This window comes from Sphingomicrobium aquimarinum (genome assembly GCF_039655735.1).
Lineage (GTDB): Bacteria > Pseudomonadota > Alphaproteobacteria > Sphingomonadales > Sphingomonadaceae > Sphingomicrobium > Sphingomicrobium aquimarinum.
The window spans coordinates 998121-1022863 of sequence record NZ_JBBYXH010000002.1; the positions used below are offsets into that span (position 1 = coordinate 998121).

The 24743-nt window shown below is 64.2% G+C and carries 23 protein-coding genes and 1 tRNA gene; 12 read left to right on the forward strand and 12 right to left on the reverse strand.

Annotation, left to right across the window (positions count from 1 at the left end):
* Positions 1–4 precede the first annotated feature (4 nt).
* Positions 5–81: transfer RNA gene (locus WJS89_RS11215), tRNA-Arg, on the forward strand.
* Positions 82–152: 71 nt separating this feature from the next.
* Here the strand turns inward: WJS89_RS11215 and WJS89_RS11220 are convergent.
* The 6 genes from WJS89_RS11220 to WJS89_RS11245 all read right to left on the reverse strand — a co-directional run bounded on the left by WJS89_RS11220 (position 153) and on the right by WJS89_RS11245 (position 4948).
* On the reverse strand, positions 153–317 hold the full coding sequence (locus WJS89_RS11220) for a hypothetical protein (RefSeq protein ID WP_346341023.1): 165 nt from the start codon (positions 315–317) through the stop codon (positions 153–155).
* A gap of 223 nt (positions 318–540) precedes the next feature.
* Positions 541–888 carry a hypothetical protein gene (locus WJS89_RS11225; protein WP_346341024.1) on the reverse strand — a complete coding sequence of 116 codons (348 nt, stop codon included), beginning with the start codon at positions 886–888 and terminating at the stop codon, positions 541–543.
* Between the two features lie 98 nt (positions 889–986).
* The gene (locus WJS89_RS11230) at positions 987–2237 is read right to left on the reverse strand and encodes an N-succinylarginine dihydrolase (RefSeq protein WP_346341025.1); all 1251 of its coding nucleotides are present in this window, start codon (positions 2235–2237) and stop codon (positions 987–989) included.
* Positions 2234–3250, reverse strand: a complete 1017-nt coding sequence (locus WJS89_RS11235) for an arginine N-succinyltransferase (protein WP_346341026.1) — start codon at positions 3248–3250, stop codon at positions 2234–2236. Before WJS89_RS11235 ends, WJS89_RS11230 begins: the two co-directional genes overlap by 4 nt.
* On the reverse strand, positions 3247–4458 hold the full coding sequence (locus tag WJS89_RS11240; RefSeq protein WP_346341027.1) for a hydrolase: 1212 nt from the start codon (positions 4456–4458) through the stop codon (positions 3247–3249). Before WJS89_RS11240 ends, WJS89_RS11235 begins: the two co-directional genes overlap by 4 nt.
* A gap of 10 nt (positions 4459–4468) precedes the next feature.
* A complete protein-coding gene (locus WJS89_RS11245; RefSeq protein WP_346341211.1) occupies positions 4469–4948 on the reverse strand; it encodes an RNA pyrophosphohydrolase in 480 nt (159 codons plus the stop codon).
* A gap of 102 nt (positions 4949–5050) precedes the next feature.
* Here WJS89_RS11245 and WJS89_RS11250 point away from each other — a divergent pair, with 102 nt between their 5' ends.
* The 6 genes from WJS89_RS11250 (at position 5051) to WJS89_RS11275 (ending at position 12835) form a co-directional block, all read left to right on the forward strand.
* A complete protein-coding gene (locus WJS89_RS11250; RefSeq protein ID WP_346341028.1) occupies positions 5051–6910 on the forward strand; it encodes a 2-oxoacid:acceptor oxidoreductase subunit alpha in 1860 nt (619 codons plus the stop codon).
* Positions 6911–7024: 114 nt separating this feature from the next.
* Positions 7025–8035 (forward strand): 2-oxoacid:ferredoxin oxidoreductase subunit beta, encoded by a 1011-nt coding sequence (locus tag WJS89_RS11255; RefSeq protein ID WP_346341029.1) that lies wholly within the window; start codon positions 7025–7027, stop codon positions 8033–8035.
* Positions 8036–8052: 17 nt separating this feature from the next.
* Positions 8053–8967, forward strand: coding sequence for a metal-dependent hydrolase (locus WJS89_RS11260; RefSeq protein ID WP_346341030.1), 915 nt, complete (start codon positions 8053–8055; stop codon positions 8965–8967).
* A complete protein-coding gene (locus WJS89_RS11265; protein WP_346341031.1) occupies positions 8964–10352 on the forward strand; it encodes a cryptochrome/photolyase family protein in 1389 nt (462 codons plus the stop codon). The genes WJS89_RS11260 and WJS89_RS11265 overlap by 4 nt, the downstream gene beginning before the upstream one ends.
* 1 nt (position 10353) lies before the next feature.
* On the forward strand, positions 10354–11595 hold the full coding sequence (locus tag WJS89_RS11270) for a class I SAM-dependent methyltransferase (RefSeq protein WP_346341032.1): 1242 nt from the start codon (positions 10354–10356) through the stop codon (positions 11593–11595).
* Positions 11596–11617: 22 nt separating this feature from the next.
* Positions 11618–12835, forward strand: a complete 1218-nt coding sequence (locus WJS89_RS11275; RefSeq protein WP_346341033.1) for a serine hydrolase domain-containing protein — start codon at positions 11618–11620, stop codon at positions 12833–12835.
* Here the strand turns inward: WJS89_RS11275 and WJS89_RS11280 are convergent.
* Positions 12790–13500 carry an SDR family NAD(P)-dependent oxidoreductase gene (locus WJS89_RS11280; RefSeq protein ID WP_346341034.1) on the reverse strand — a complete coding sequence of 237 codons (711 nt, stop codon included), beginning with the start codon at positions 13498–13500 and terminating at the stop codon, positions 12790–12792. The genes WJS89_RS11275 and WJS89_RS11280 overlap by 46 nt on opposite strands.
* A gap of 6 nt (positions 13501–13506) precedes the next feature.
* Positions 13507–14955: an amidophosphoribosyltransferase gene (purF, locus tag WJS89_RS11285; RefSeq protein ID WP_346341035.1), complete on the reverse strand. Its 1449-nt coding sequence runs from the start codon at positions 14953–14955 to the stop codon at positions 13507–13509.
* A gap of 134 nt (positions 14956–15089) precedes the next feature.
* Here purF and WJS89_RS11290 point away from each other — a divergent pair, with 134 nt between their 5' ends.
* From WJS89_RS11290 to WJS89_RS11305, 4 genes are read left to right on the forward strand one after another with little or no spacing between them, the layout of a single operon-like run.
* Complete coding sequence (locus WJS89_RS11290; protein WP_346341036.1) at positions 15090–15338, forward strand: DUF7218 family protein; 249 nt, start codon at positions 15090–15092, stop codon at positions 15336–15338.
* Positions 15338–15769 carry a hypothetical protein gene (locus tag WJS89_RS11295; protein WP_346341037.1) on the forward strand — a complete coding sequence of 144 codons (432 nt, stop codon included), beginning with the start codon at positions 15338–15340 and terminating at the stop codon, positions 15767–15769. The genes WJS89_RS11290 and WJS89_RS11295 overlap by 1 nt, the downstream gene beginning before the upstream one ends.
* Positions 15770–15801: 32 nt before the next feature.
* Positions 15802–16182 (forward strand): MerR family transcriptional regulator, encoded by a 381-nt coding sequence (locus tag WJS89_RS11300; RefSeq protein WP_346341038.1) that lies wholly within the window; start codon positions 15802–15804, stop codon positions 16180–16182.
* Complete coding sequence (locus tag WJS89_RS11305) at positions 16182–17978, forward strand: acyl-CoA dehydrogenase C-terminal domain-containing protein (protein ID WP_346341039.1); 1797 nt, start codon at positions 16182–16184, stop codon at positions 17976–17978. Before WJS89_RS11300 ends, WJS89_RS11305 begins: the two co-directional genes overlap by 1 nt.
* Here WJS89_RS11305 and WJS89_RS11310 read toward each other — a convergent pair.
* From WJS89_RS11310 to WJS89_RS11325, 4 genes are all read right to left on the reverse strand, one after another.
* On the reverse strand, positions 17975–20647 hold the full coding sequence (locus WJS89_RS11310; RefSeq protein ID WP_346341040.1) for an EAL domain-containing protein: 2673 nt from the start codon (positions 20645–20647) through the stop codon (positions 17975–17977). The genes WJS89_RS11305 and WJS89_RS11310 overlap by 4 nt on opposite strands.
* Positions 20648–20788: 141 nt before the next feature.
* Positions 20789–22048, reverse strand: a complete 1260-nt coding sequence (locus tag WJS89_RS11315) for an MFS transporter (protein WP_346341041.1) — start codon at positions 22046–22048, stop codon at positions 20789–20791.
* Positions 22049–22093: 45 nt separating this feature from the next.
* Positions 22094–22228, reverse strand: coding sequence for a hypothetical protein (locus WJS89_RS11320; protein WP_346341042.1), 135 nt, complete (start codon positions 22226–22228; stop codon positions 22094–22096).
* Between the two features lie 120 nt (positions 22229–22348).
* Entirely contained in the window at positions 22349–23218 is an 870-nt protein-coding gene (locus WJS89_RS11325) for an alpha/beta fold hydrolase (RefSeq protein ID WP_346341043.1), read from the reverse strand.
* 132 nt (positions 23219–23350) lie between these two features.
* Here WJS89_RS11325 and radA point away from each other — a divergent pair, with 132 nt between their 5' ends.
* Positions 23351–24715, forward strand: a complete 1365-nt coding sequence (radA, locus tag WJS89_RS11330) for a DNA repair protein RadA (RefSeq protein WP_346341044.1) — start codon at positions 23351–23353, stop codon at positions 24713–24715.
* The last annotated feature ends 28 nt before the right edge of the window (positions 24716–24743 follow it).

A 24743-nucleotide genomic window follows, 5' to 3' on the forward strand; every position in this document is an offset into this window, starting at 1 on the left:
CCAAGCGCCCGTAGCTCAGCTGGATAGAGTACCTGACTACGAATCAGGTGGTCGGAGGTTCGAATCCTTCCGGGCGCGCCACTTATAGAGAAAGGCCGCGGCTCCCGATCGGGACCGCGGCCTTTTTCGTTGGTTAAACGGTTGTCGTGAAGTCAGGCGTATTGAGCGCCCATCGCTTCGGCCTGTGCGGCAAAATGTCGGGCGAGTTCTTCGTGTCGCTCGCGAGCCGCGTTGGTCACCGACCGTGCTGCTGCGGTGCGCTCCTGCGCCGCGCGGCGCTGGTAAAAACGAAAATTCGACTCGCCTCTCATGGCCAAGATCCCCCGATCCCTAAGGTCCCGCATGTCCTTCCCGCGGTACGTTCACAGCGGAAGGTCGCATGACAATGGTTAAGAGGACGTGAAAAACCAAGGGCTGGCCGACGACTCACGAACGGGCGATCGGTTAGCTGGCTCGTTACGTCGTAAATGTTCCCGTTTCAGAAGAAAATTTCCGAGACGTGTCCGCCGCGATACTGTGGCCGACCCTTTGAAGCTGCGCTCAGCGCCCACGAATCGCCGTCCGGTCGGTGCCGATTCGGGCGCGACCGTCGCTCGCACGGCGACGACGACGCGAGCGAAGCGACGCACTGCGGTAATGACGGGCGGGCACCTGCCAGGGCCCTTGCCGGATGGAAGGGGCATGCGGACGGACCGCATCGAACAGCTTCGCGCCCGCGATGAAGACCACCCCGAGGCAGGCGACGAACATCGCCTGCCCGAGCCAGCCCGGATATTGCTGAACGAAAACCGAGCCACGGATAATCGCGCCCATCGCAATCGCGTAGATGACGAGGCACGCCTCGAAGCGCGACTTGATGACGAACAGGCGGGCGGGTTTCTTGAGCATCGGCATTGGTTAAGCAAACGGTGTGCCATTCGCTTCGTTCCGCCAAAAATGTCTTACGACACTTGGTTACCTGTTCGTTAATCCGACAATTGGCCGCGTCACGCCAGTTCGAGGAGGCCCATCTCTTCCAGCATCGCGCGGCGCGCATCGCGGACGACACGCACCAGCGATTGGGACTGGAGCTCTCGTCCATCGATCGCCTCGGGCCAGGTATCGGCGACTACTGCCGCCATCCGGTCGAGCTTGTCCCCGTCGACGAGGAAACGGGGATCGACCGCTGCCGGATCGCAGGCAACGCGCAGGCGCAGGCAGGCGGGACCGCCGCCATTGGCCATCGACTGGCGTACATCGACCACGCGCACGCGCCGGATAGGACCGTTGCCCGCGAGATGCGCCTGTAGCCATGTCCAGACCGAAGGCGTCTCGCGGCATTCGGTGGGGACGACCAGCGTCTGCTGCCCATCGGGCGGCGTGACGAGTTGCGCGTTGAAAAGATAGCTCGAGATCGCGTCAGCAAGCGGAACGTCTTCGTCCAGAACCTCCACGATCTGGACGTTCGGGAAGGCCGCCTCGATCGCGGCATGGGTGCCGGTCCGGTCTTCGAACGCTTTCTCGTGTGCGAACAGCGTGCGCTCGTTGGCGACCGCGACGACATCGTTATGGAAGGCGCCCGCGGAGATCGCTTCGGTCGACTGCTGTACGAACAGCGTGCGATCGGCATCGAGACGATGCAGGCGGGCGAGCGCATGGCTCGCCTCGATATGCTGGCGCGCCGGATAGGGCCCGCCCGAGACGCCGTAGACGAAGATCTCGACGCCCGTGCTGCCATGGTCGTCCGCCAACCGCATGAAGTTCGCCGCGCCCTCGTCACCAAAGGCTACCGGGACAGGGGCGTGTATCGAGAAGCTGTCGTCCGCGAAGGCCATGCGCAGCTGGGAGAGCGTGTCGGGCCATTCATGGCTCCGGTGCGCCATGGTCTTCAAATTCGCGACCGTGAGGTGACAGCGCCCGTCGGCCGTGTCGGGCGCGGGACTGACGGTGGCGGCGTTCGCGGCCCACATGGAAGATGCGGAGAGCGCATTGGCGGCCAGCGCGTGCGGTGCGGTTCCGAAGTCGACGCCGAGCCCGGCAAGCCAGTCATCATTGGGGCGGGGCAGGGGCATGAAAACGCCCTGCACCAAGCCGAGGTCGAGGTTTGAGCGCATCTTCTCGATGCCCTGAAGCGCCGCGGCGCGTGGCTGCGAGATGTCTCCGCTATGCGCGGTCGATGCGAGGTTGCCGAGCGACAGGCCCGCATAATTGTGGCTGGGCCCGATCAGCCCGTCGAAGTTGATCTCACGAATGGTCATCGGCGCGATACCGCGAGCACGCGGTCTCCTTCTTCAAGGTCGAGAATGTCGAGCGCCTTGGGGTCGAGTCGCATCTTCCCGTCCTCGATCAGGCCGCGCGCATGACAGGCCCGGAAGGTCTTCAACCGGCCGACGGCGCAGATCATCTGTTCACCGCCTTCTTCGAGCGGATTCCCGACGACGTGCCAGTCGCTGTTGGCAATCGAGGCGACCCTGTCCGTGCGCCCGACCATCGAGGGGCCGCCATCGAAGATATCGACATAATCGGTGAAGGTCAGATTCTCGTTCTCCAACATTCGCATCGCCGCCCGGCCCGATGGGTGCGGCTGGCCGATGACGGCGCGCGCTGCCTCGGGAAGCATCGAGACGTAGATGGGGGTCTTGGGGAACAGATCGGCGATGAATTGCGTGCCATGGACGGCATTGAAACCGTCCGCCTCCGGGAAGCTCATACCGAAGAAGCGTCCACCGATCGCGTCCCAGAAGGGCGAATGACCGCCGTCGTCGATCACGCCGCGCAATTCGGCGAGGATCTTCTCGCCGAAGCGCGGACGATGCTGCTTGATGAAGAGGTATCGCGAGCGGGCCAGCAGAAGCCCGAGCCCCCCGGCACGCGCGGCGGGATGCAGGAAGAGGCCGCCGACCTCGCTCGAGCTCTCGAGGTCCGTCACGATGCTCAGCATCCGATTGCGGAAGATGGTATTGAGTTCGCTCGACTTCTGCGTGAGCGTCGAGAGCCGGTAGCTGTAGAATGGCTGCTCGGTGCCGACTTTCCCGAAGATCTGGCAGGTACCTCGGATCGCTCCGGTAGAGCACTCCTCGAGCATGAAGATGTAAAGATCGTCCGCGGGTTTCTCGCCCTGCCGTTCGAAGCTGGCGTCGGATTTCGCGAGCCGCTCGGCAAGGACGCCGCGATCGGCGGGCAGGTTGGTAAAGCCGCCGCCGGTCAGTTTCGACAGGTCGTAGAGCGCATCGAGGTCCTCGATGTCCGCGGCACGAAGAACGTAGCTCATTGGGAGATCAACCTCGCAATGCTGAGCGCTGACAGCGCTGCGCGTTCGCCGATACTTTCGACGATGAGAAATTCGTCGGGACTGTGGATCGCCCCGCCGCGCACGCCCATCGTGTCGACAACGGGGACACCGGTGGCGGCGATATTGTTGCCGTCGCATACGCCGCCGGTGGCCTTCCAGCCGATCTCCTGCCCGAGGTCGGCGCCTGCCTGTTTGACGAGTCCGAACAGCTCTTCCATCGGCGGCGTCATCGGCTTGGGCGGGCGTCCGAACCCACCATGCACGTCGCAGGTCACGTCGTGTTCGCCGGCGATGAGTGCGGCGGTTTCGGCGACGAGATTCTCGGCGCGCGCCTGGTCGGCTTCATCGACGCAGCGGAAGTTGACGCGCAGGATGGCGAGGTCGGGCACGACATTGTTGGGTCCACCGCCGTCGATCTTCGCGGGATTGACCGAGAGTGTGTCGTCCATCTCCGCCTTCAACCGCAGCGCCATGTCGGCGGCGGCGACCAGAGCATTGCGACCATCGCGCGGATTGCGCCCCGCGTGCGCCGAGCGGCCGCGGATCGTGATCGAGTAATTGCCGCTGCCCGACCGCGCTCCCGCCAAGGTTCCGTCGGGAAGGGCGGAGGGTTCGTAGGTGAAAGCGGCGCGTTTCCCCTTTGCGGCCTTCCGGAGCAGGGGCTGCGACGATGGCGAGCCGATCTCCTCGTCGGAGTTGATAACAACTTCATAGCCGAAGCGGTCGGCGAAAGGACTTTCTTCCAGCGCTTTCAAGGCGGCAAGCATGACCGCGATGCCGCCCTTCATGTCGGTGATGCCGGGACCGTTCAGCACCTTGCCGTCCTCGAGCCACTTAAGTTGCTGGAACGGGTGATCCTCGGCGAAGACGGTGTCCATGTGGCCGGTGAAGAGCAGCTGCACCGGAGCATCGGGCCGGACAGTGAGATGAAGATGCTGGCCATGATCGAGCGACACTTCCTCGCCCGCCGCGTTGATGGCGCTGACCGGCTCGGGATCGACCATCTCGATGTTTCCCGGCAGCGCGGCGAAGGCGGTTTTCATCTCGTTCGCGACCCGCGCGAGACCCTCGAGGTTCCGGCTGCCCGAATTGATCGCGGCCCAGCCTTGCGCCATGGCAAAAGCCTCGTCGTGGCGCGCTGCGGCGGCTTCGACCACGACACGCTCTTCATTCGTCAATCTCTCCATGGAGCGCCTCCTAGCGCGGGCCGATCCAGTCGGCAAACCCGTCGAGGATGGCGCGGTACATGTCGCGCTTGAACGGCACGATCAGGTCGGGCAGCAGGCGCGGCTCGGCCCATTGCCAGTGCGAGAATTCCGGGTCCTCGGTTTCGATGTTCACGTCGGAATCGCTTCCGGTGAAGCGAAGAAGATACCAGTGCTGGCGCTGGCCGATCCACTTTCCGCCCCATAATTTGCCGCGCAGGCTGTCGGGGAGATCATATTTCAGTTCGAGCTGCGGACTGCCGTCGATCCGATGGGCGAGCGAGGCAGGGATTCCTGTCTCCTCTTCGAGTTCGCGCTGCGCGCCGGCCCAGCTGTCCTCGCCCTCGTCGACCCCGCCCTGCGGCATCTGCCAGGCCTCGTCGACATTATCGATGCGTCGCCCGACCCAGACATGACCATGGTCGTTCAAGAGCATCACGCCCGCGCCGAAGCGATATTTGTCGTCCGAAATCTGAACTCTCCCGTTGACTTTATGGCGGTCATTGCGAGTAGCACGCGCACAAGGCAACCCGCATCGCTCGCCTTCGCGATCCGATGACGTTAAGGAAGAGTGATGGCCACCGCGACCCACGAAATCGAACCCAGCGATCCGCAGACCGAAGAGCGCGAGGCCGTCGTCGTCCGCTTCGCCGGAGACAGCGGCGACGGGATGCAGCTGACCGGTGGGCAGTTCACGCTCTCGACCGCGCTGGCGGGCAACGATCTGTCGACCTTCCCCGACTTTCCTGCCGAAATTCGCGCGCCGCAGGGCACGACGTTCGGCGTCAGCGCCTTCCAGATCAATTTCGGCTCGGCGGCGATCGAGACAGCGGGCGACCAGCCCGACGTGCTCGTCGCGATGAACCCCGCGGCGCTCAAGGTGAATATCGAGAGCCTACGCGAGGGTGGGCTGGTGATCGCCGATACGGGTGAATTTACCGCCCGCAATCTGGCAAAGGCGGGCTACGACAGCGATCCGCTCGAAGGTGACGGGCTGGCCAAATACAAGGTGCTGGCATTCGACATTTCGGCGCGCACGCTTGAGGCGGTCGAGCCGTTCGGGCTCAATCGCAAGGAAGCGCTGCGTTGCAAGAACATGTGGACGCTGGGGCTGGCGCTCTGGATGTTCGACCGCAGCCGTGAGCCGGTGACGCAGTGGCTCAAATCCAAATTCGCCAAGCTGCCGGAGATCGCCGAGGCGAATATCGCCGCGCTCAATGCGGGCCATGCCTATGGCGAAACGGCGGAGATCGGCGGACAGGTCCGACAGCGCCACCTCGACGCCGCGCCTGCCGAACCGGGGCTTTATCGCACCGTGACAGGGGCCGAGAGCCTCGCGGTCGGCCTAGTCGCGGGTGCGCAGCTTGCTGGGCTGAAGATGTTCTTCGGCGGCTATCCGATCACGCCCGCCTCGGCCTTGCTCCATCATCTGTCGCGCCTCAAGCATTTCGGGATCACGACCTTCCAGGCCGAGGACGAGATTGCGGCCATCTGCGCGGCCATCGGCGCGAGCTATGCTGGGAGCCTTGGGGTGACGTCCTCATCCGGCCCAGGCATCGCTCTGAAGACCGAGGCCATCGGGCTTGCGATCATGACCGAGCTGCCGCTCGTCATCGTCAATTCGCAACGCGGCGGCCCCTCGACCGGCCTGCCCACCAAGACCGAGCAGTCGGACCTCTATCAGGCCGTGTACGGGCGCAACGGCGATGCGCCGCTCCCCGTCCTCGCGGCGCGCTCGCCCGCCGATGCCTATGCGTGCGCGATCGAGGCGGTGCGGATCGCCGTCCAGTACATGACGCCCGTCATGCTTTTGACCGACGGCTATATCGCCAATGCCGCCGAGCCGTGGAAGGTGCCGGATGCTAGTTCGCACGAACCGTTCGCGGTGGAGTTCGCCAGCGCCGAAGGGACGCTGCCTTACCAACGCGACGAACGCGGCGCGCGGCCGTGGATCAAGCCCGGGACGCCCGGTCTCGAGCATCGCATCGGCGGAATCGAGAAGGCGCCGGAAACGGGTGACATCAGCTATCAGCCCGAAGCGCATGCGCAAATGACGCGGGAGCGTTTCACCAAGGTCGCCAATGTCGCCGACAGCATTCCGGACCAGGACGTGTGCCTGGGCGAAACTGCGGGCAAGCTGGCGATCGTCGGCTGGGGTTCGACGTTCGGGCCCATCCACCAGGCAGTGCGTCGCGCGCGCAAGGCGGGCAAGGACGTGTCGCACATCCACATCCGCCACATCGCGCCCTTCCCCAAGAATCTCGGCGAATTGCTCAAGGGCTACGAACAGATTCTCGTGCCGGAAATGAACGCGGGGCAGCTGAAGACGATGCTGCGCGACCAGTTCCTCGTCGACGCGAAGCCGCTCAACAAGATCGCAGGCCAGCCCTTCCGCATCGCCGAAATCGCCGCCGCTATCGAGGAGCGCGTCTGATGCGTATCAATCCCGACCCCGACAAGATGAAGCCGATGAATCCGTGGCCGCTGATCATCATGCTGATCGTGGTCGGCTATATCGTGGGTAATTTGCAGGGCTGGTGGTAGATCAATGAACGAACAGACGAAACTCACCGCCAAGGACTGGGCATCGGACCAGGAAGTGCGCTGGTGCCCGGGTTGCGGGGACTATGCGGTCCTGAAGGCCGTGCAGCGCACCATGCCCGATCTGGCAGACGCCAAGGAGAATGTCGTCTTCATTTCCGGGATCGGCTGCTCGAGCCGCTTTCCCTACTACATGGCGAGCTACGGCTTCCATACGATCCACGGGCGCGCAGGCGCGGTCGCGACGGGGGTGAAGCTCGCCAATCCCGAGCTCGACGTGTGGATCATCACCGGTGACGGCGATGCGCTGAGCATCGGCGGCAACCACACGATGCACTTGCTGCGCCGCAACCTCGATTGCCAGCTGCTCCTGTTCAACAACGAAATCTACGGTCTCACCAAGGGTCAATATTCGCCGACCAGCCGGATCGGGACGCGTTCGCCCTCGACGCCGTTCGGGTCGGTCGACCGACCCGCGCTTCCGGCCAGTTTCGCGCTGGGTGCGGGGGCACGCTTTGTGGCGCGCGGGATCGATGTGTCGAAGAACTTGCCCGACGTCCTCAAGGCCGCCCACGCGCACCGCGGCGCGGCGTTCGTGGAGATCTTCCAGAACTGCATCGTCTACAACGACGACGTCTTCGCGCCCTTCACCGATCGGAAGGTTGCCGACGACAGGCAGCTATGGCTCGAGGCAGGCGAGAAGATGCTGTTCGCCAAGGGCGAGAAGGGCATCGCGTTCGACATGGAAACCAAGACCTTGAAGGTCGTTTCCGGCGACAGTGACGAGGTGCTTGTCCACGATCCCAAGAGTCGCGCAATCGCGCTCCTTCTCGCCGAAATGCCTGCCGACATCATGCCGGTGGCGATGGGTGTTCTCTACGAGGACCCCGCGCCGACCTTCGACAGCGCGGTGATCGAGCAGAATGCGGCGGTCTCCGAGGGCAAGGCGCCGGATCTGCAGGAATTGCTCAACCAGGGGCAGACGTGGCAGGTCACCAAGGAACCGCGTGAGCATTAATTCGCTTCCCCAGCGTTATGGATAATGTGACGCACAGCCTGGCGGGCGCCTTGCTCGGCCAGATGGGGCTGAAGAAGCTTACCGGCCGCGCCATGCCGACGCTGATCATCGCGGCGAACCTGCCCGATTTGGACGCGGTCGCTGTGCTCGGAGGTATCGAGCATCTGGCGGTGCGGCGCGGCATTACCCACGGGCCGATCGCGATGTTGGTCCTTCCCCTGATCCTCACCGGCCTCATGCTGCTCTACAATCGCTGGCGCCCCTCCAAGCAGGAAGTGCGACCCAGCTGGTTGCTGCTTCTGGCCTTCATCGGAACGCTGTCGCATCCGGCGCTCGACTGGCTGAACAGCTACGGCATCCGCCTGCTTGCTCCCTTCAGCGACCGCTGGTTCGCGGGCGACACGCTCTTCATCATCGATCCGTGGGTCTGGGGACTGCTGGTGCTCGGTTTCACGATCTCCCAGCGGTGGGAGAAAAGGGGTTCGCGGCGCTATACGATCCCCGCGGGCATCGCCTTCATCCTCATTTCAGCCTATATCGCGATGAACGGCTTCTTCACGGGCGTCGCCGAGAAGCAGGCGCGCGAACTTGTCGGCAAACAATATCGTCTCGAGCCACAATCGGTCGTCGCCAGCCCGGTACCGTTCGAGTTCTGGAACCGCGAAATCCTTTGGCGTGGGGGCAATCTCTACGGCTTCGGCGCCTACGAATTTCCGGACGGCGTGCTGCTGACGGGCCGGGCAATCCCGAGCGATCTCGGCAACGAACAACTTCGCGCCGCACGCGGCCGCGACGATGTCGATGCCTTCCTCTTCTGGTCGCGGATGCCGATCGTGATCGAACAGGACGGACGGACCTTGCTCGCCGACCAACGCTATCTCGATCCCCGCGCGCTCGGCAACTTCTCGGTCGACCTCGGTCCCGCCGAATGAGCGACACGCCGCCGAGCATCGTCTGGTTCCGGCGAGACCTTCGGCTATCGGATCAGGCAGCGCTCGCCTGCGCGGCGCAAGAAGGGCCCGTCGTTCCCGTCTTCGTGCTCGACGACGAAACGCCAGGCGACCGCAAATATGGCGGTGCTTCGCGCTGGTGGATGCATCACAGCCTCAGGAGCCTCGCCGCATCGCTCGAGGACAAAGGCTCCCGGCTGATCCTCCGGCGTGGGCGGGTGGATCATGTCATCCCGCAACTCTGCGAAGAATTGGGCGCGGCGCGCGTCCACGCGCTTCGGCATTACGAACCGTGGTGGAAGGAGGCGGAGGATCGAATTGCCGATCAGGTCGAACTTTGTCTGCACGATGGCAATTATCTCGAGCCGCCGGGGGCGGTGACTACCGGGTCGGGCGACCCCTACAAGATTTTCACGCCCTTCTGGCGTGCGCTGAAAGAGCGGATGCCGCCTGCCGAGCCTGCACCGCGGCCCCACGCCATCGACGCGCCCGGTGCGTGGCCCGACAGCGACGAACTCGACGACTGGAACCTGCTCCCCACGCAGCCCGACTGGGCGGGGGGGATGCGCGAGGAATGGGAACCGGGAGAGGAGGGCGCGCTAAAGCGGTTACGCGCCTTCGAGGACGAGGCCTCGCGATACGAAGGCCAGCGCAACTGTCCGTCGACCGGAGGCACGTCGAAGCTCAGCCCGCATCTCCACTGGGGCGAGATTTCGCCCGCTCGTGTCTATGATCGGGTCAAGGATGCAGGGGGCAGCGTCGGCACCTTTCTGTCCGAACTCGGCTGGCGCGACTTCGGTCAGAATGTCATCCACCAGTTCCCCGACTATCCTGAGAAGAGCTACCGCGATTACGACGATTTCGAGTGGCGCGACTTTCGCTCCTCGACCGCGCGCGATGATTTCCACGCCTGGACCAAGGGCCGCACTGGATACCCCATCGTCGATGCTGGGATGCGGCAATTGTGGTCGATCGGCTGGATCCACAACCGCGTCCGCATGATCGTCGCCAGTTTCCTCGTGAAGCATCTTCTGATCGACTGGCGCGAGGGCGAGCAATGGTTCTGGGACTGCCTCGTCGATGCGGATTATGGCTCGAACGGCACGAACTGGCAGTGGATCTCGGGCAGCGGCGTCGACAGCAACATGTTCAGCCGCATCATGGCACCGCTCTCGCAATCGGAGAAATTCGATGCAGCAGACTATATTCGCCAATGGGTACCCGAACTTGCCGACCTGTCCGATGAGGTCATCCACGACCCCCACGCCGCCGACTGTGCGCCCGAGGACTATCCCCGCAAGCTTATCGAGCATAAGGATGCGCGCGAGCGGGCCTTGAGCGCCTATCGGGAGATGAAATCGGGTTGAGATGGCCAGTCGGGGTGATCATCTTGTCGCGGGGGATCGCGGATTTGCGACCGGTGGGAGCCTTTTCGCGCGGGCAGTCGCGCCTGCCTTTGCCAGGCTGATCGACCGACTGGACGCGCGCCTCGAGCGCGGCGGCATCCATGGCACGCTTCCCGACGGGACACGACGCGACGTCGGCTTCAATGCGCCGGGCCATGTCGCGACCTTCCACCTCCACAATTATATGGCGCTCGTCCGGATCGCGCTGGCGGGGTCGGTGGGGCTCTACAAGGCCTGGGAGAAGGGCGAATGGTCCTCGCCCGACGTGCCTGCGCTCTGCGCGCTGTTCATGGACAATGCGGTCAGCCTCGGCGACACGGCACGCGCCAAGGGGCCGATGAAGTGGCTCAACGCGGCTGCGCACCGGCTGCGCGACAATGGTCTCGTCAAGGCGCGCGAGAATATCGCCGCGCACTACGATCTCGGCAACGACTTCTACGCGGCATGGCTCGATCCGACCATGAGCTATTCGGCGGCGATCTACGCGGAGGGCGACGATCTGGAGGCGGCGCAACGGCGGAAGGTCGATGCGCTGCTCGACCGGCTCGACCTGAAGGCTGGCGACCGGATGCTCGAGATCGGTTGCGGTTGGGGCAGTCTGGCGATCGCGGCGGCGCGGCGGGGTGCATCGGTCGTCGCACTGACCTTGTCGATCGAGCAGAAAGCATGGGCCGAGGCGAAGATCGCCGAGGCGGGGTTGGCAGACCGTATCGAGGTTCGCCTCCAAGACTACCGCGAGTGCCGCGAGCAGGTCGACGCCATCGCAAGCGTCGAGATGGTCGAGGCCGTCGGCGAGCGCTGGTGGCCCGACTGGTTCGATGCGATCGAGCGAAACCTCAAACCCGGCGGCAAGGCGGCGATCCAGTTCATCTCGATCGACGAGCGCCTTTTCCCCGCTTACCGGACAAGCGCCGATTTCATCCAGACCTACATCTTTCCGGGCGGCATGCTGGTGAGCGAGCCGCGCTTCGAGGAACTGGCTGCCGAACGCGTACTGCAGTGGGGCGACAGGCACGGCTTCGGACAGGATTATGCGCGCACGCTCGGCGATTGGCGCGAGCGCTACGATGATGCCGTGGCGCGCGGTGACCTCTCCGATTTCAGCCCGCGCTTCCACGATCTGTGGCGCTTCTACCTCGATTATTGCGAGGGCGGATTTCGTGGCGGGGGAATCGACGTCGCGCAGGTGACTCTTTCGAAATAGAATGGCGCTAGGGTTGTTGCCCATGCGCTTCCTCCTTCTCCTACTGCCCTTGCTGCTCTTCGCTTGCGGCCCGTCGCGCGCACCGCTGGAGCGTGGAGATTTCGACGCGGCGGAATGGGCGACAATCGAGGGAAGCGTCGCCGAGACGCTCTTCTGGTCGGACGAGGAAAAAGCGGGGCGCTTTTCCTCGTTCGATCGCCGCTATGCGGGTGACGAGGTGCCGTCGTCCGGGTCGCCGCTTTCACTCATGGAAGGAGCCACGGAAGATTTTCCGGCCATGGACCTTCTGTTCGAAGAACATGATTTGTCCGGTCTGCTGCTGCTCGACGGCACTCGCATAGTCTATGAGCGCCGTGGCCCCGAGCTTCCGGAAAATGCGCGCTGGACGAGCTACTCGGTCGCCAAGGTGCTGACGGGCATCCTCGCGGGCGCAGCGCTCGCGGACGGTGTGATCGCGTCGATCGACGATCCCGTCATTCGCTACGTTCCCGAACTTGCCGACACCGCTGCCTACGAGGGTGTCACGGTGCGGCACCTGCTCGAAATGACCAGCGGCGTCAGCTGGAACGTCGATCCGTCGGACAAGCGCGGCGACGGGCTTCTATCGTGGACGCCCTACGGTCGCGCAGACGGCACGGACAATTTGCTGGACCTGCTACGTGCGCGCACACGCATCGATCCCCCCGGAACCCGCCGTGTTTACAAAGGGATCGACAGCGCCCTGCTGGCGCTGGTGGTCGAGCGCGCGACAGGGCAGACACTCGCGCGATATGCGGCCGACAGGATCGCCGTGCCCGCGGGTCTCGCCGCACCGCTCTTCTGGATGCGCCGAGCGGATGCGGGCAATACCGGCGATTGCTGCGTGTCGATGACGCTGCGTGACTATGGGCGGCTGGGCCTATGGGTTGCGCGCGGTCTGCCCGACGGCGCGGGCGGATCGGTCTGGACCGACACGTATCGCGGCGAGGCCTTCTCGGTGCGCGACCCCGATGCCTCCGAAAGTGGCTATGGCTACCATTGGGACATCACGCCCGACTGGCTTTTCCACCGCGGCCTTTACGGTCAGGGGCTATTCGTCAGCCGCCGGGCCGACGTCGTGCTTGTCCATCTGGCGGCATGGGAGAGCGGCGTCGACGGCGCCGCGCGCAAGGCGGTCGATGCGGCGCTCGCCGACTATATGCGCCGCCGCGAGGCTCAGCCTTCGACGCGGAAGATCTCGCCGGTCGGCGCATCCGATTGAAGCCGTTCGACGAGCGCCTTCGCGACGACCGACGGCTCCTTCACGTCCTCTGGCTTCTCGCCCGGAAAGGCGCGCGCCCGCATCGTCGTACGCGTGGCGCCCGGATCCATGAGGTGGACGCGGATACGGCCGTGATGTTCATTCTCTTCCGCATAGGATTTGAGCAGCGTGTCGAGCGCTGCTTTGCTCGCGCCGTAAGCGCCCCAATAGGCGCGCGGTGCGGCTCCGACCGACGACGTGACCCCGACAACTTCGGCCCGCTCGGACTCGCGTAGCATCGGGTCGAACGCCGCGATCATCGCTTGGTTCGCAAGCAGATTGAGGCTGACCAGCCGGATGAATTCGTTGCCGTCGATCGCCTGCACCGGCGTCAGGGTGCCGAGCGTCGCGGCGTTGAGAACAAGCATGTCGAGCGCATCCCACCGGCTCACGATGGCCTGCCCGAGTTTGCCGATATTGCCATCTTCCAGAAGATCCATCGGCGCGATGGTGGCGCTGCCGCCCGCAGCGTGAATGCGCTCCTCGACCTTCTCGAGTTCGTCCGCCGACCGCGCGACGAGGATGACATGTGCGCCTTCTGCCGCCAGTGCCTCGGCGATGGCCGCGCCGATGCCGCGGCTCGCGCCCGTCACGAGCGCGGTCTTGTCGATAAATGCCTGTGCCATGAAGTCCTATTCGTCTCCGACCAGCTCGAGCTGTTCGGGCGGGGCCTCGCGCTCGCGGTCGGTCAGGGTGGTGGGATAGTCGCCGGAGAAACAGGCGTCGCAACGTTGCGGGGCGCTGTCGTTCCGATGGTCGCCAAGGGCGCGGTACAGCCCCTCCAGCGAAATGAAGGCGAGGCTGTCGGCCTGGATATGCTTGGCCATCTCCTCGAGGTTCATCCGCGCCGCGAGCAGCTTGTCGCGCTCGGGCGTATCGACGCCGTAGAAGCAGCTGAACCGTGTCGGCGGCGAGGCGATCCGCATGTGCACTTCGCGCGCGCCGGCCTCGCGCATCATCTGCACGATCTTGAGGCTGGTGGTGCCGCGCACGATACTGTCGTCGACGAGAACGACCGACTGGCCTTTGACGAGCGCCGCATTGGCATTGTGCTTGAGCTTCACCCCCAGATGCCGAACGCCGTCGCCCGGCTGGATGAAGGTGCGTCCGACATAATGCGAGCGGATGATGCCGAGTTCGAACGGAATGTCGGAAGCCTGCGCGAATCCGATCGCGGCGGGGACGCCGCTGTCGGGAACGGGCACGACGAGGTCGGCCTCGACCGGCGCTTCGCGCGCGAGTTCGGCGCCGATGGCCTTGCGCGTATGATAGACGCTGGTGCCCTCGATGATGCTGTCGGGCCGCGAGAAATAGACATGTTCGAAGATGCAGGGCCGGGGGCGCAGCTCTTCGAACGGATGAAGGCTCTCCATCCCCTCGTCGGTGACGACGATCAGTTCGCCCGGCTCCACGTCGCGGACATATTCCGCCCCGATCACGTCGAAGGCGACGCTTTCCGATGCGAAGACGATGCTGTCGTTGAACTTGCCCATGACCAGCGGGCGTACGCCCAGCGGATCGCGGCAGGCGACCAGCCCGTCGGGCAAAAGGCAGACGAGGCTGTACGCGCCCTCGACTTTCTTGAGCGCCTTGACCAGCCGCTTGATCGCGGTCGGTTTGGTCGACGTCGCGAGCAGATGGATGATCACCTCGGTATCGCTCGTCGACTGGAAGATGCTGCCGTTCTGGATGAGCTTGTCGCGCAGCGTCATCGCGTTGGACAGATTGCCGTTATGCGCCACCGCGAACCCGCCCGTCGCAAGATCCGCGAACAGGGGCTGCACGTTGCGCAGCGCGGTCTCGCCCGTCGTCGAATAGCGGACATGACCGATCGCGGCGCGGCCCGACAATTTGCGGATGATGTCGTCGCGATCGAAGTTGCCCGCGACGTGGCCCATCGCGCGGTGCGAATGGAAATTGACGCCATCGTGGCTGACGATCCCCGCCGCTTCCTGCCCGCGATGCTGGAGCGCGTGCAGTCCAAGCGCCACGACACTCGAGGCGCCATCGGCGCCCCATACGCCGAAAACGCCGCATTCCTCGCGCAATTTGTCGTCGTCAAAAGGGTTGGTGGTGAACATCAACGAATCCCCGTCCCGCAGGTGTGAGTGCCATATAGGGACGCTCGCGGGCTTTGTCTCCCTTCGCGGGCCGATTGGAGCAGGACAGGCTGCTCGCGCATTGGATGGCCACACGCATGACAAGGGAGACGGCAATGGCCAAGGATCACGGCGACAGCATCAAGGATGACAAATTGTACGAGGATTTGCGAGACGAGGGCTATTCCAAGTCCAAGGCTGCTGCGATCTCCAACGCCAAGTCCAACGACAATATCGATCGTGACTCGCGCCCCTACGAAGATCGTACCAAGGACGAGCTTTACGATCTGGCGCAGGAGCGTGACATCGAGGGACGAAGCGATATGACCAAGGATGAATTGATCGAGGCGTTGCGGGAGGATTGATGCGGATTTGGTGGATGGCCGCGCTGCTGCCGCTGGCGGCATGCGACAGCGGCGAACCCGACGAGAGGGCGACGACCGGACCGGGGGAGGGACTGGGGCCCGGCTTCTACGAACTCGGCCAACGCAGCGGCCTTTGCGCGTCGTCGGACGACAGCGCGGCGTTCGTCATCTACGGCGAGGACGGTGCCAATTGCATGGCGCAAGGGGCAATCGATACCGGGGCCGAGGGCGAGATGGCGTTCGCACCGCAGGGCGACGAGCAGTGCCGTATTCCGATCGAAGATCTCGGGCAGTCGATCCGTCTCGGCGATGGCGGCGCGGCCTGTGCTTATTATTGCGGCGGTTCCGCATCATATGCTGGCCGCGAACTCGTCAAGAACTGGGATGACGAGCCCGATCTGCGCGATGGAGCGGGCGATCCCATCTGTTGACCTTTACGGAAGCGTAAAGTAGAATTCGTCCCATGATGGCGGATGAGAAAAGCTATTCGATCGGCGAGATGTGCGGGGAATTCGGGGTCACGGCCCGGGCGCTCCGCTTCTACGAAGACGAGAAGCTCATCGCGCCCAAGCGTGTCGGCACGCAGCGACTATATTCGGAGCGCGACCGCGCCCGTGTGGCGTGGATCCTTCGCGGCAAGCGCGTCGGCTTCAGTCTCGCGGAAATCGGAGACCTGCTCGATCTCTACGATCTCGGCGATGCCCGCAAAACGCAGCGCGTCGTGACCATCGAGAAATGCCGGGAACGCATTACCGCACTTACCCGGCAGAAAGCCGATATCGACGAAACCATTGAAGAACTGGAAGGCTTTGTGCGCCTTCTTACCGACCGAGAGGAAGTTTGATGCCCGTCTATGAAGCCCCCGTCCGCGACACCAAGTTCGTCATCGAACAGATCGTCGGTCTCCAGAATTACGCCAACCTTCCCGGTTTTCAGAACGCCGACGCCGATATCGTCGACGCGATCCTGACCGAAGGGGGCAAATTCGCCGCCGAAGTCCTTGCTCCCCTCAACCGCGTCGGCGACGAGGAGGGCTGCACGCGTCACGAGGATGCGCGCGTCACGACACCGGAGGGCTTCAAGGAAGCCTGGGAGCAGTATCGCGACGCCGGCTGGGGGACGCTCGCCTTTCCCGAGCAATATGGCGGACAGGACCTGCCGCATGTGCTTTCGACCGCCTTCAGTGAATATGCCGTCGCCGCCAATCAGGCGTTCGAGATGTATCAGGGACTGACCCATGGCGCGATTGCGGCGCTTCTCGCGGTCGGCTCGGAAGAGCAGAAGCAGAAATATGCGCCCAAGATGGTGTCGCTCGAGTGGACCGGCACCATGAACCTGACCGAACCGCATTGCGGGACGGATCTGGGGCTCATCAAGACCAAGGCGGTGCCGCAGGACGACGGCACCTACAAGCTCACCGGCACCAAGATCTTCATCTCTGCTGGCGAGCATGACCTCAGCGAGAACATCATCCATTTCGTGCTCGCCAAGATGCCCGACAGCCCCGACACGGTGAAAGGCATCTCGCTCTTCATCGTGCCCAAATATATCGTCAACGACGACGGGTCGCTGGGCGAGAAGAATGCCGTCTCCTGCGGCTCGATCGAGGAGAAGATGGGCATCCATGGCAATGCCACCTGCGTCATGAACTATGACGGGGCGACCGGCTATCTCATCGGCGAGAAGGAAAAGGGTCTCGCCGCCATGTTCATCATGATGAATGCCGCGCGCCTTGGCGTCGGACTGCAGGGTCTCGCGCAGGGCGAGGCGGCGTATCAGAATGCCGTCGCCTATGCGAAGGATCGCAAACAGGGCAAGGCCCTGCGCCCCGAGGATCGCGAGGAAGGAGCGCGCGCCGACAGCATCATCGTGCACCCCGACGTTCGCCGGATGCTGATGAATGGTCGTGCCTTTACGGAGGGTGCGCGCGCGCTCGTTCTTTGGGGCGCGCTGCATGTCGACCTGACGCACAAGGCGCAGGACGAGGAGGCGCGGCAGGAAGCCGACGATCTGGTCAGCCTCCTGACCCCCGTCATCAAAGGCTATCTGACCGACAAGGGATTCGAGACCGCGGTCGAGGCACAGCAGGTCTTCGGCGGGCACGGCTATATCCGGGAATGGGGCGTCGAACAGTTCGTCCGCGATGCGCGGATCGCGCAGATCTACGAAGGTACCAATGGCATCCAGGCGATGGATCTCGTCGGGCGCAAGCTGGCGCAGAACGGCGGCCGCGCGGTGCGGTTGCTGTTCGAGCGGATCGGGGAGGACATCGCCGCGGCCAAGCAGGCGGGTGATCCTGCGGGCGTGGCCGAACCGCTCGAAAAGGCACTCGGTCATCTGCAGGGCGCGACGATGTGGCTCGCGCAGAACGGTCCGTCCAACCCCAACAATGTCGGCGCGGGTGCCTATGCCTACATGGACCTGATGGGCCTGACGGCGCTTGGCTGGATGTGGCTCAAGATGGCGGGCAAGAGCGCGGGTCTCAAGGACGAGGCGGGCGAGGACGAAGCCTTCCACAACGCCAAGCTTATCACCGCTCGCTATTTCGCCGAGCGCTGGCTGCCCGAGGCCAGCGGTCTTCGCCGCAAGGTCGAGGCCGGGTCGGAAACCTTGATGGCGATGCCCGAAGCGGCCTTCTAGGCGCTTTGGCGCTCGCCGCCGTAGGAGTGGTGCGCGGAACTGAAGGCGGATTTGCGGACGGGTGCCAGACGGGTGAGGTCGAAGCCTTCCTCGAACTGCATCCCGAAGCGTCCGGATTGCGCCCAGCGCACGATCCCTTTCACGGGACCCGTGCCGACGATATCGACCGTCAACGTGGCGCCTGGCGTCACCGCGACGGGACATTCGATGAGGGCGCCCATCGCGGAAATGTTGCGCAGCCGCACTTCGACCCGCTCGCCGCGCAGGCCGACAAGTCCGCGACGCATAAGCCGGTGCCGCTGCTCGCGCGTATTCTGGTGGCCGTCCGGTGACATGGACGCGTTCTTGACCATCTCCGCCGCGACGTCCGCGGTGCAGGGGCGACCGAAAATATAGCCCTGGATCTGGCTGCAGCCCAATTCGCGGATGAGGTTGAGGTCGTCATGCGTCTCGACGCCCTCGGCGGTCGTATCCATGTTGAGGCTCTCCGCAAGCGCGACGATGGCGCGGATGATCGCGCTATTGCGGCTCTTGGGGTTGGAGGCCCCGCGTACGAAGCTCTGGTCGATCTTGATCTTGTCGAACGGAGCGGTCTTCAAATAGCCCAGCGACGAATATCCCGTTCCGAAGTCATCGAGCGCGAGGCGCACGCCGAGGTTCTTGAGACGCGAGAAGATCTCGTCGGTGGCCTCGCCTTCGGAAATGAACACACCCTCGGTGATTTCCAGCTCCAGCCGCTCGGCACGCATCTGGTGCGTCGAGAGGATGGTCGCGATTGTCTCGGCGATCTTGGGGTTGTTGAACTGGATCGGGGACAGATTGACCGCGATCCGCACCGTTTCGGGCCACTGGGAAGCGGTCGCGATTGCCTCCTCGAGCACGAAGGTCCCGAGCGTATTGATGAGCCCGCATTCCTCGGCGATGGAAATGAACAGTTCGGGCGAAATCGGTCCGCGCGAGGGATGCTCCCAGCGCACCAGTGCTTCGAACCCGCAGATTTCCTCGTTCGAAGCCCGAACGATCGGCTGATAGCGCAGCGTCAGTTCACGGCGGTCGAGCGCCCCGCGCAGATCGTTTTCGAGCCGCTGGCGATCGGTTGCCTCGCTATGCATCGACGGCTCGAAGAAACAGTGCGTCCCACGTCCCGCGGCCTTGGCGGCATAGAGCGCGAGGTCGGCGTTGCGGGTGAGGCTGTCGGCGCAGGCGCGCCCCGGATCGGCGATCGCGACCCCGATGGAGGCCCCGATCGTGATGCGATGTCCCTCGATCTGGTAGGGCTGCGAGACCTGTTCGATCATCAGGCGCGCGAGATTCTCGAGCAACCCGGCTTCGACCGCCCCAGGCAGCACGGCCTTGAACTCGTCGCCGCCCAGCCGCCCGACCTGGCCGTGATTGCCCATCACGCTGACCAGTCTCTCGGCAACCTGTCGCAGCAGCTGGTCGCCGACGGGATGGCCAAGCGTATCGTTGACGTTCTTGAACCGGTCGAGATCGATGAGGAACAGCGCACAGCCCTTCTGCCGGCGCGCGGCGTTGCGCAACGCCTCGTCGAGCGTCTGTCGCATCATCGCGCGGTTGGGCAGGGCGGTGAGGCTGTCGAAGCGGGCGAGCCGGGTGATTTCCTGCTCGTTGCGGCGCTGCTCCGTGAGGTCGGTCCCGATCCCGCGGAAGCCGAGGAAACGGCCGTTCGTTTCGTTGAAGATGGGGTTCCCCGAGAGCGACCAGAGAATATCCTCGTCGCGCGCCGCGCGAACGACCACGTCGGAAAATGGGAAGCGGGCCGAAAGATGGAAACCCAGCGTGCGTTCTTCGCTCAGCGAGGAACCCGCGTTCTGGCCATCGACAGAAAGGAGATCGGTAAACTTGCGTCCGAGAAGATCGGCGGGGTCGCAATCGAAATCTTCGGCCAACTGATGACTGACGTAGGACAGGACGCCGGTCGCGTCCGTTTCCCAGAACCAGCCGCGGCCCGAGGCTTCAAATTCTGTGACAAACCTCAGCGCCTGGTGAGCGTGGCGGTCGAGAATCAGGCGCTTCCGCGCGGTCGCGATGATGGTGCGCGAATAGGCCGTGGCATAGGCCGAGATGATGAGCGCCATCACCGCAATCCCGGCGACGATGATGTTCTGGTGGATGAGCAGGAGCGTGGTCGCGGCCCCCGACAGCCCCATGACGATGGCGAGTGGCGGGGCGGTGGTGGCGGCGAGCGACATGGCGATGATCCCGCCGCCGATCATGGCGGACCCGACCACTGTCTCGATGCCTTCCGCCTGTCCGAGCAGCTTCACACTGAAGAGTGCCCATGCCGCCGCGCAGGCGGCGACATAGACGGAAAGAGCGCGGGTGATGATGTAAGGCGCAATGCGGACGCGCCGCGAGAGCATCAGCAGACCGACCGCAAGGACGTCCAGCGCGAGAAGGCCGCCGACGATGAAGATGATCGCGCCGTGGAAGGCTGCCGGAAGCATCGAGAGGCCGACCGCCAGAGTCGCAAGATGCGCGATGCCGATCAGGATGGGGCTGTGATGGAGTTGGCGCTGGCGCTGTTCGGCGATCGCCTCATCGCCATCGTTGCGCGGCGGGGCGACGTCAAAGGCCAGCGCTTCCACGATGCCGACGTCGGCCGTGAATTCAGGCGCATGGCGAATCCTCAATCGACGCTGACCCATCAAATATTACCCTCTCTAACCCCGCCGCCTTAAAGAGACCGGGTTAACGAGACTTTCTACGAGGGCGGTTTCGAAAAAGTTAACCATGTTCGCGCCCCCGTGGAATCGGGCGCGGAAGCGCGGCGAAGTTGCGCGAACTGGTTAACGGTCCCGTTCGGCCGCGTCGCTGTGGTCGAACGATTTCGCGCGTCTCAGCTCGGGGAACTTCCAGTTCCACACGAAGACAACCACGATCGCGCCCATGCCGCCGACGAACGCTGCCATCGTCGGCCCGAGGAGACTTGCGATCAGGCCGCTCTCCGCGTCGCCGAGTTCGTTGGATGCGGAGATCGTGAGCGTCGAGACCGCGCCCACACGCCCGCGCATTTCATCGGGCGTATAGAGCTGGATCAGCGACTGGCGAATATAGACCGAGAACATGTCGGCCGCCCCGATCGTGACCAATAGGGCAAAGGTAAGCGCGACGCTGCGCGAGAAAGCGAAACCGACGGTTGCAAGCCCGAAGACGCCGACCGCTATGAGCATCTTGCGCCCGACGTCGGTCCTCAAGGGACGGATCGCGAAGACGATCGCGATCAGCGTCGCGCCGATCGCGGGAGCGGCCCGCAGGTGGCCGAAGAGGTCGGGCCCCCCGCCGAAGATGTCGGTTGCGAAAATGGGCAGGAGGGTGGTCGCGCTCCCGAGCAGGACCGCGAAGAGGTCGAGGCTGATGGCGCCCAGCACGAGCCTGTTCTCGCGCACATAGCGGAGCCCGTCGCGGATCTGCGCAATGGGATGACGGGTGGAGGCGGCCTTCTTCTGCTCTGTCGGCCCGATGAGGAAGAGGCCGACGAGCGCAGCACTGAAAAAAGCCGTCGCGACCCAATAGGCCAGCGCGATATCGGCGGCGAGCAAATAGCCGCCGAGGGCCGGGCCGATGATCGTACCGGCCTGCCAGGCGATCGAGGATAGGGCGATGGCGTTGGGAAGGATGGCGCGCGGCACGATATTGGCGCCGAGCGCGGAGAGCGACGGCCCCATCAGCACCCGCGCGACGCCGACGAACACCGCGATGATATAGATGATCGGCAGGCTGATCGTGCCCGCGGCGGTGAAGGCCGCAAGCGCGCCCGCGCAGCCGATCTCGATCGCGATGGCGCCGCGCGCGACCCAGCGCCGATCGACGCGATCGGTCAGCCAGCCGGACCAAGGCGCGAGGAAGAAGAGCGGCACGAACTGGACGAGACCGATGAGACCTAGCCGCAATGCGGCGGCCTGCGGATCCATCGTCTCGCGGGCGATGGCATAGACCTGATATTCGATCGCCGTGACCATCGCGAGCTGGGCGAGGGTCGCCAACAGCCGTGCGGACCAGAAGGCGCGGAAATTGGCGATACGCAACGGTTCGGGGAGCCAGCTCATCCGCGAGGCGCTAGGGACGCGGTTCGAAAACCGCAATGCCGAAGGTCACAGCAGAGCGACCGTCAGTCCCATCAATACCGGCCTGTAGACCATGACGAGGATGACGAGGAAGGCGAAGGTTGCGGCCGCGCCGACGAAGGGGGCACGCCATAAAGGCTCCCATGGACTTTCCATCTCCATGCCGAGAGCGGCAGCCTGAAATCGAAGTGGCTAAAGCCTTCGATGAAATGGTTTGCACGTGAAAGAAAAGCGTGGGCGACCATTGGACACCCACGCTTTGTCATACATCATAACTGCGTGCTACGCGGTTTCGGTCGCGTTTAGCGGAATTGCGCTGCGCTCTCCGCAGGCTTTGTCGAGAAAGCTTTTGACGTCATCGATCAGCCGTTCTTTGTCGGTGGCGAAGACGGCGTGGGGGCTGCCCTCATACTCCTTGAGCTCGGCCTGCGGCACCTTGTCGGCGACGACACGTGCGGTGGCGTCGATCGGAACCGTCTTGTCCTTGGTGCCGTGGATGACGAGGGTCGGAGCGTCGAAATTGTCGAAGTCGGGACGAAAGTCCGTCGTCGCCCACGCATCGGCGCTGGTTAGGATGTTGTGAATGCTCGCCTGCATCGTTTGCTGGAAGGCATCACGCTGGACGCCATCCGATACCGCGTCCTCATTCTCGTCCACGCCGAAGAATTTCTCGAAGAAGCCGGGGAAGAAGCCCTGGTGGTCGGTCTTCAGCGCCTCGGTGATCTCGTTCAGCGTTTCCTCGGGCACGCCATTGGGGTTGTAATCGGTCTTGCCGACATGCGGGACGACCGAACTGATCAGCACCGCCGCCGCCGTACGGCCCGGGAATCGCGACTGGAAGCGCGCGACTTCGCCGCCCCCCATCGAAAAGCCGACGATGCCGATCTTCTCGGAAATGCCGGCGTCGTCCAGAATGGCGGCGACATCGTCGGCGTAGGTGTCGTAGTCGTTTCCATTCCAGGGCTTGTCCGAGCGGCCGAACCCGCGCCGGTCCGGAATGATGGTGCGATAGCCGTCCTTCGCGAGGGCCATACCCATTTCATCGAATGTGTCGCCGGTGAGGGGCCAGCCATGCATCAGCACGACGGGACGGCCCTTGCCCCAGTCCTTGTAATAAATTTTCGTGCCATCCTTGGCGGTCGCAAAAGCCATCGTCGTACTCCTTGTTTGTCTTATCATCTCCCCAACGAACGAAAGCGCCTCGGTTCTCCTTCTCGAGGCGGGTTCGGACGGAAGTCGCAAACGGCTTGCCGCAATCTTCATTAACTGCGAGCGTCATCCACGATGGCTAAACCAAAAAAGCGATATGTCTGTCAGGCGTGCGGCTCGGTCTCGACGCGCTGGCAGGGGCAGTGCGGCGATTGCGCCGAGTGGAACACGTTGGTCGAGGATGCAGGTGCGGTCGTGACGACCTTCGCGAAGAAGCACGACCTGCGAGGCGGCGGGCGGCGGCTCGAACTCGTCGGGCTCGATGCGGACATCCCCATCCCCGAGCGGATCGAGAGCGGAATTGCCGAATTCGATCGGGCGCTCGGCGGCGGCCTCGTGCCGGGTTCCGCGACCCTCATCGGCGGTGATCCGGGGATCGGGAAATCGACCTTGCTCCTGCAGGTCGCGGCGCGGATCGCATCGTTCGGCAGGGGCAGCATCTACGTGTCGGGCGAAGAGGCGGCCGATCAGGTGCGGCGCCGTGCGCTCCGGCTGGGACTGGGAGACGCGCCGGTCCGGCTGGCGGCGGCGACCTCGGTGCGCGATATCCTGACGACGCTCGCCGAAGAAGAGCCGGACTTTCTCGTCATCGATTCCATCCAGACGATGCATTCGGACATGATCGAGGGCGCGCCCGGGACGGTCAGCCAAGTGCGCGCCTCGGCACACGAACTGGTACGCTTCGCAAAGGAACGCGGCTGCGCGCTGATCCTCGTGGGACACGTCACCAAGGACGGCAACATCGCGGGCCCGCGCGTCCTCGAGCATATGGTCGACACGGTGTTGGGGTTCGAGGGCGAGCGCAGCCACCAATATCGCATCCTGCGGGCGATCAAGAACCGCTTTGGCGGCACCGACGAGATCGGCGTCTTCGCCATGGAAGGCAAAGGGCTCGAGGAAGTCGGGAACCCCTCTAGCCTCTTCCTCACCGATCGCGGCGAGGAAGTCAGCGGCACTACCGTCTTTCCGGCGCTGGAAGGGACGCGACCGGTGCTGGTGGAGCTGCAGGCGCTGACCGTCCGGCTGGCGAGTGGCGCGACCCCCCGGCGTTCGGCGGTGGGGTGGGATTCCTCACGTCTCGCGATGCTGCTGGCGGTGCTCGAGGCCCGGTGCGGCATCAGTTTCGCCAATGTCGAAGTCTATCTGAACGTCGCGGGCGGGTACCGCTTGCAGGATCCGGCGGCGGACCTGGCGGTGGCAGCGGCGCTGGTTTCGGCGCTGTCGGAGCGGCCCTTGCCGGGTGGAACGGTGACCTTCGGCGAGGTCGCGCTGTCAGGAGAAGTAAGGCCGGTCGCGCATTCGGCGCTCCGCATCAAGGAATCCGCCAAACTGGGGTTCGAACAGGGATGGGTGCCCTCGGGCGTCGAGCCGGTAGACGGAATGCGGATCGAAAGCTTCGAGCGCCTTGGGCGGCTGACCGATCGGCTGCTGGGGCGATAGGGCTTCCATGGCGGGGCGGATGCGGCTA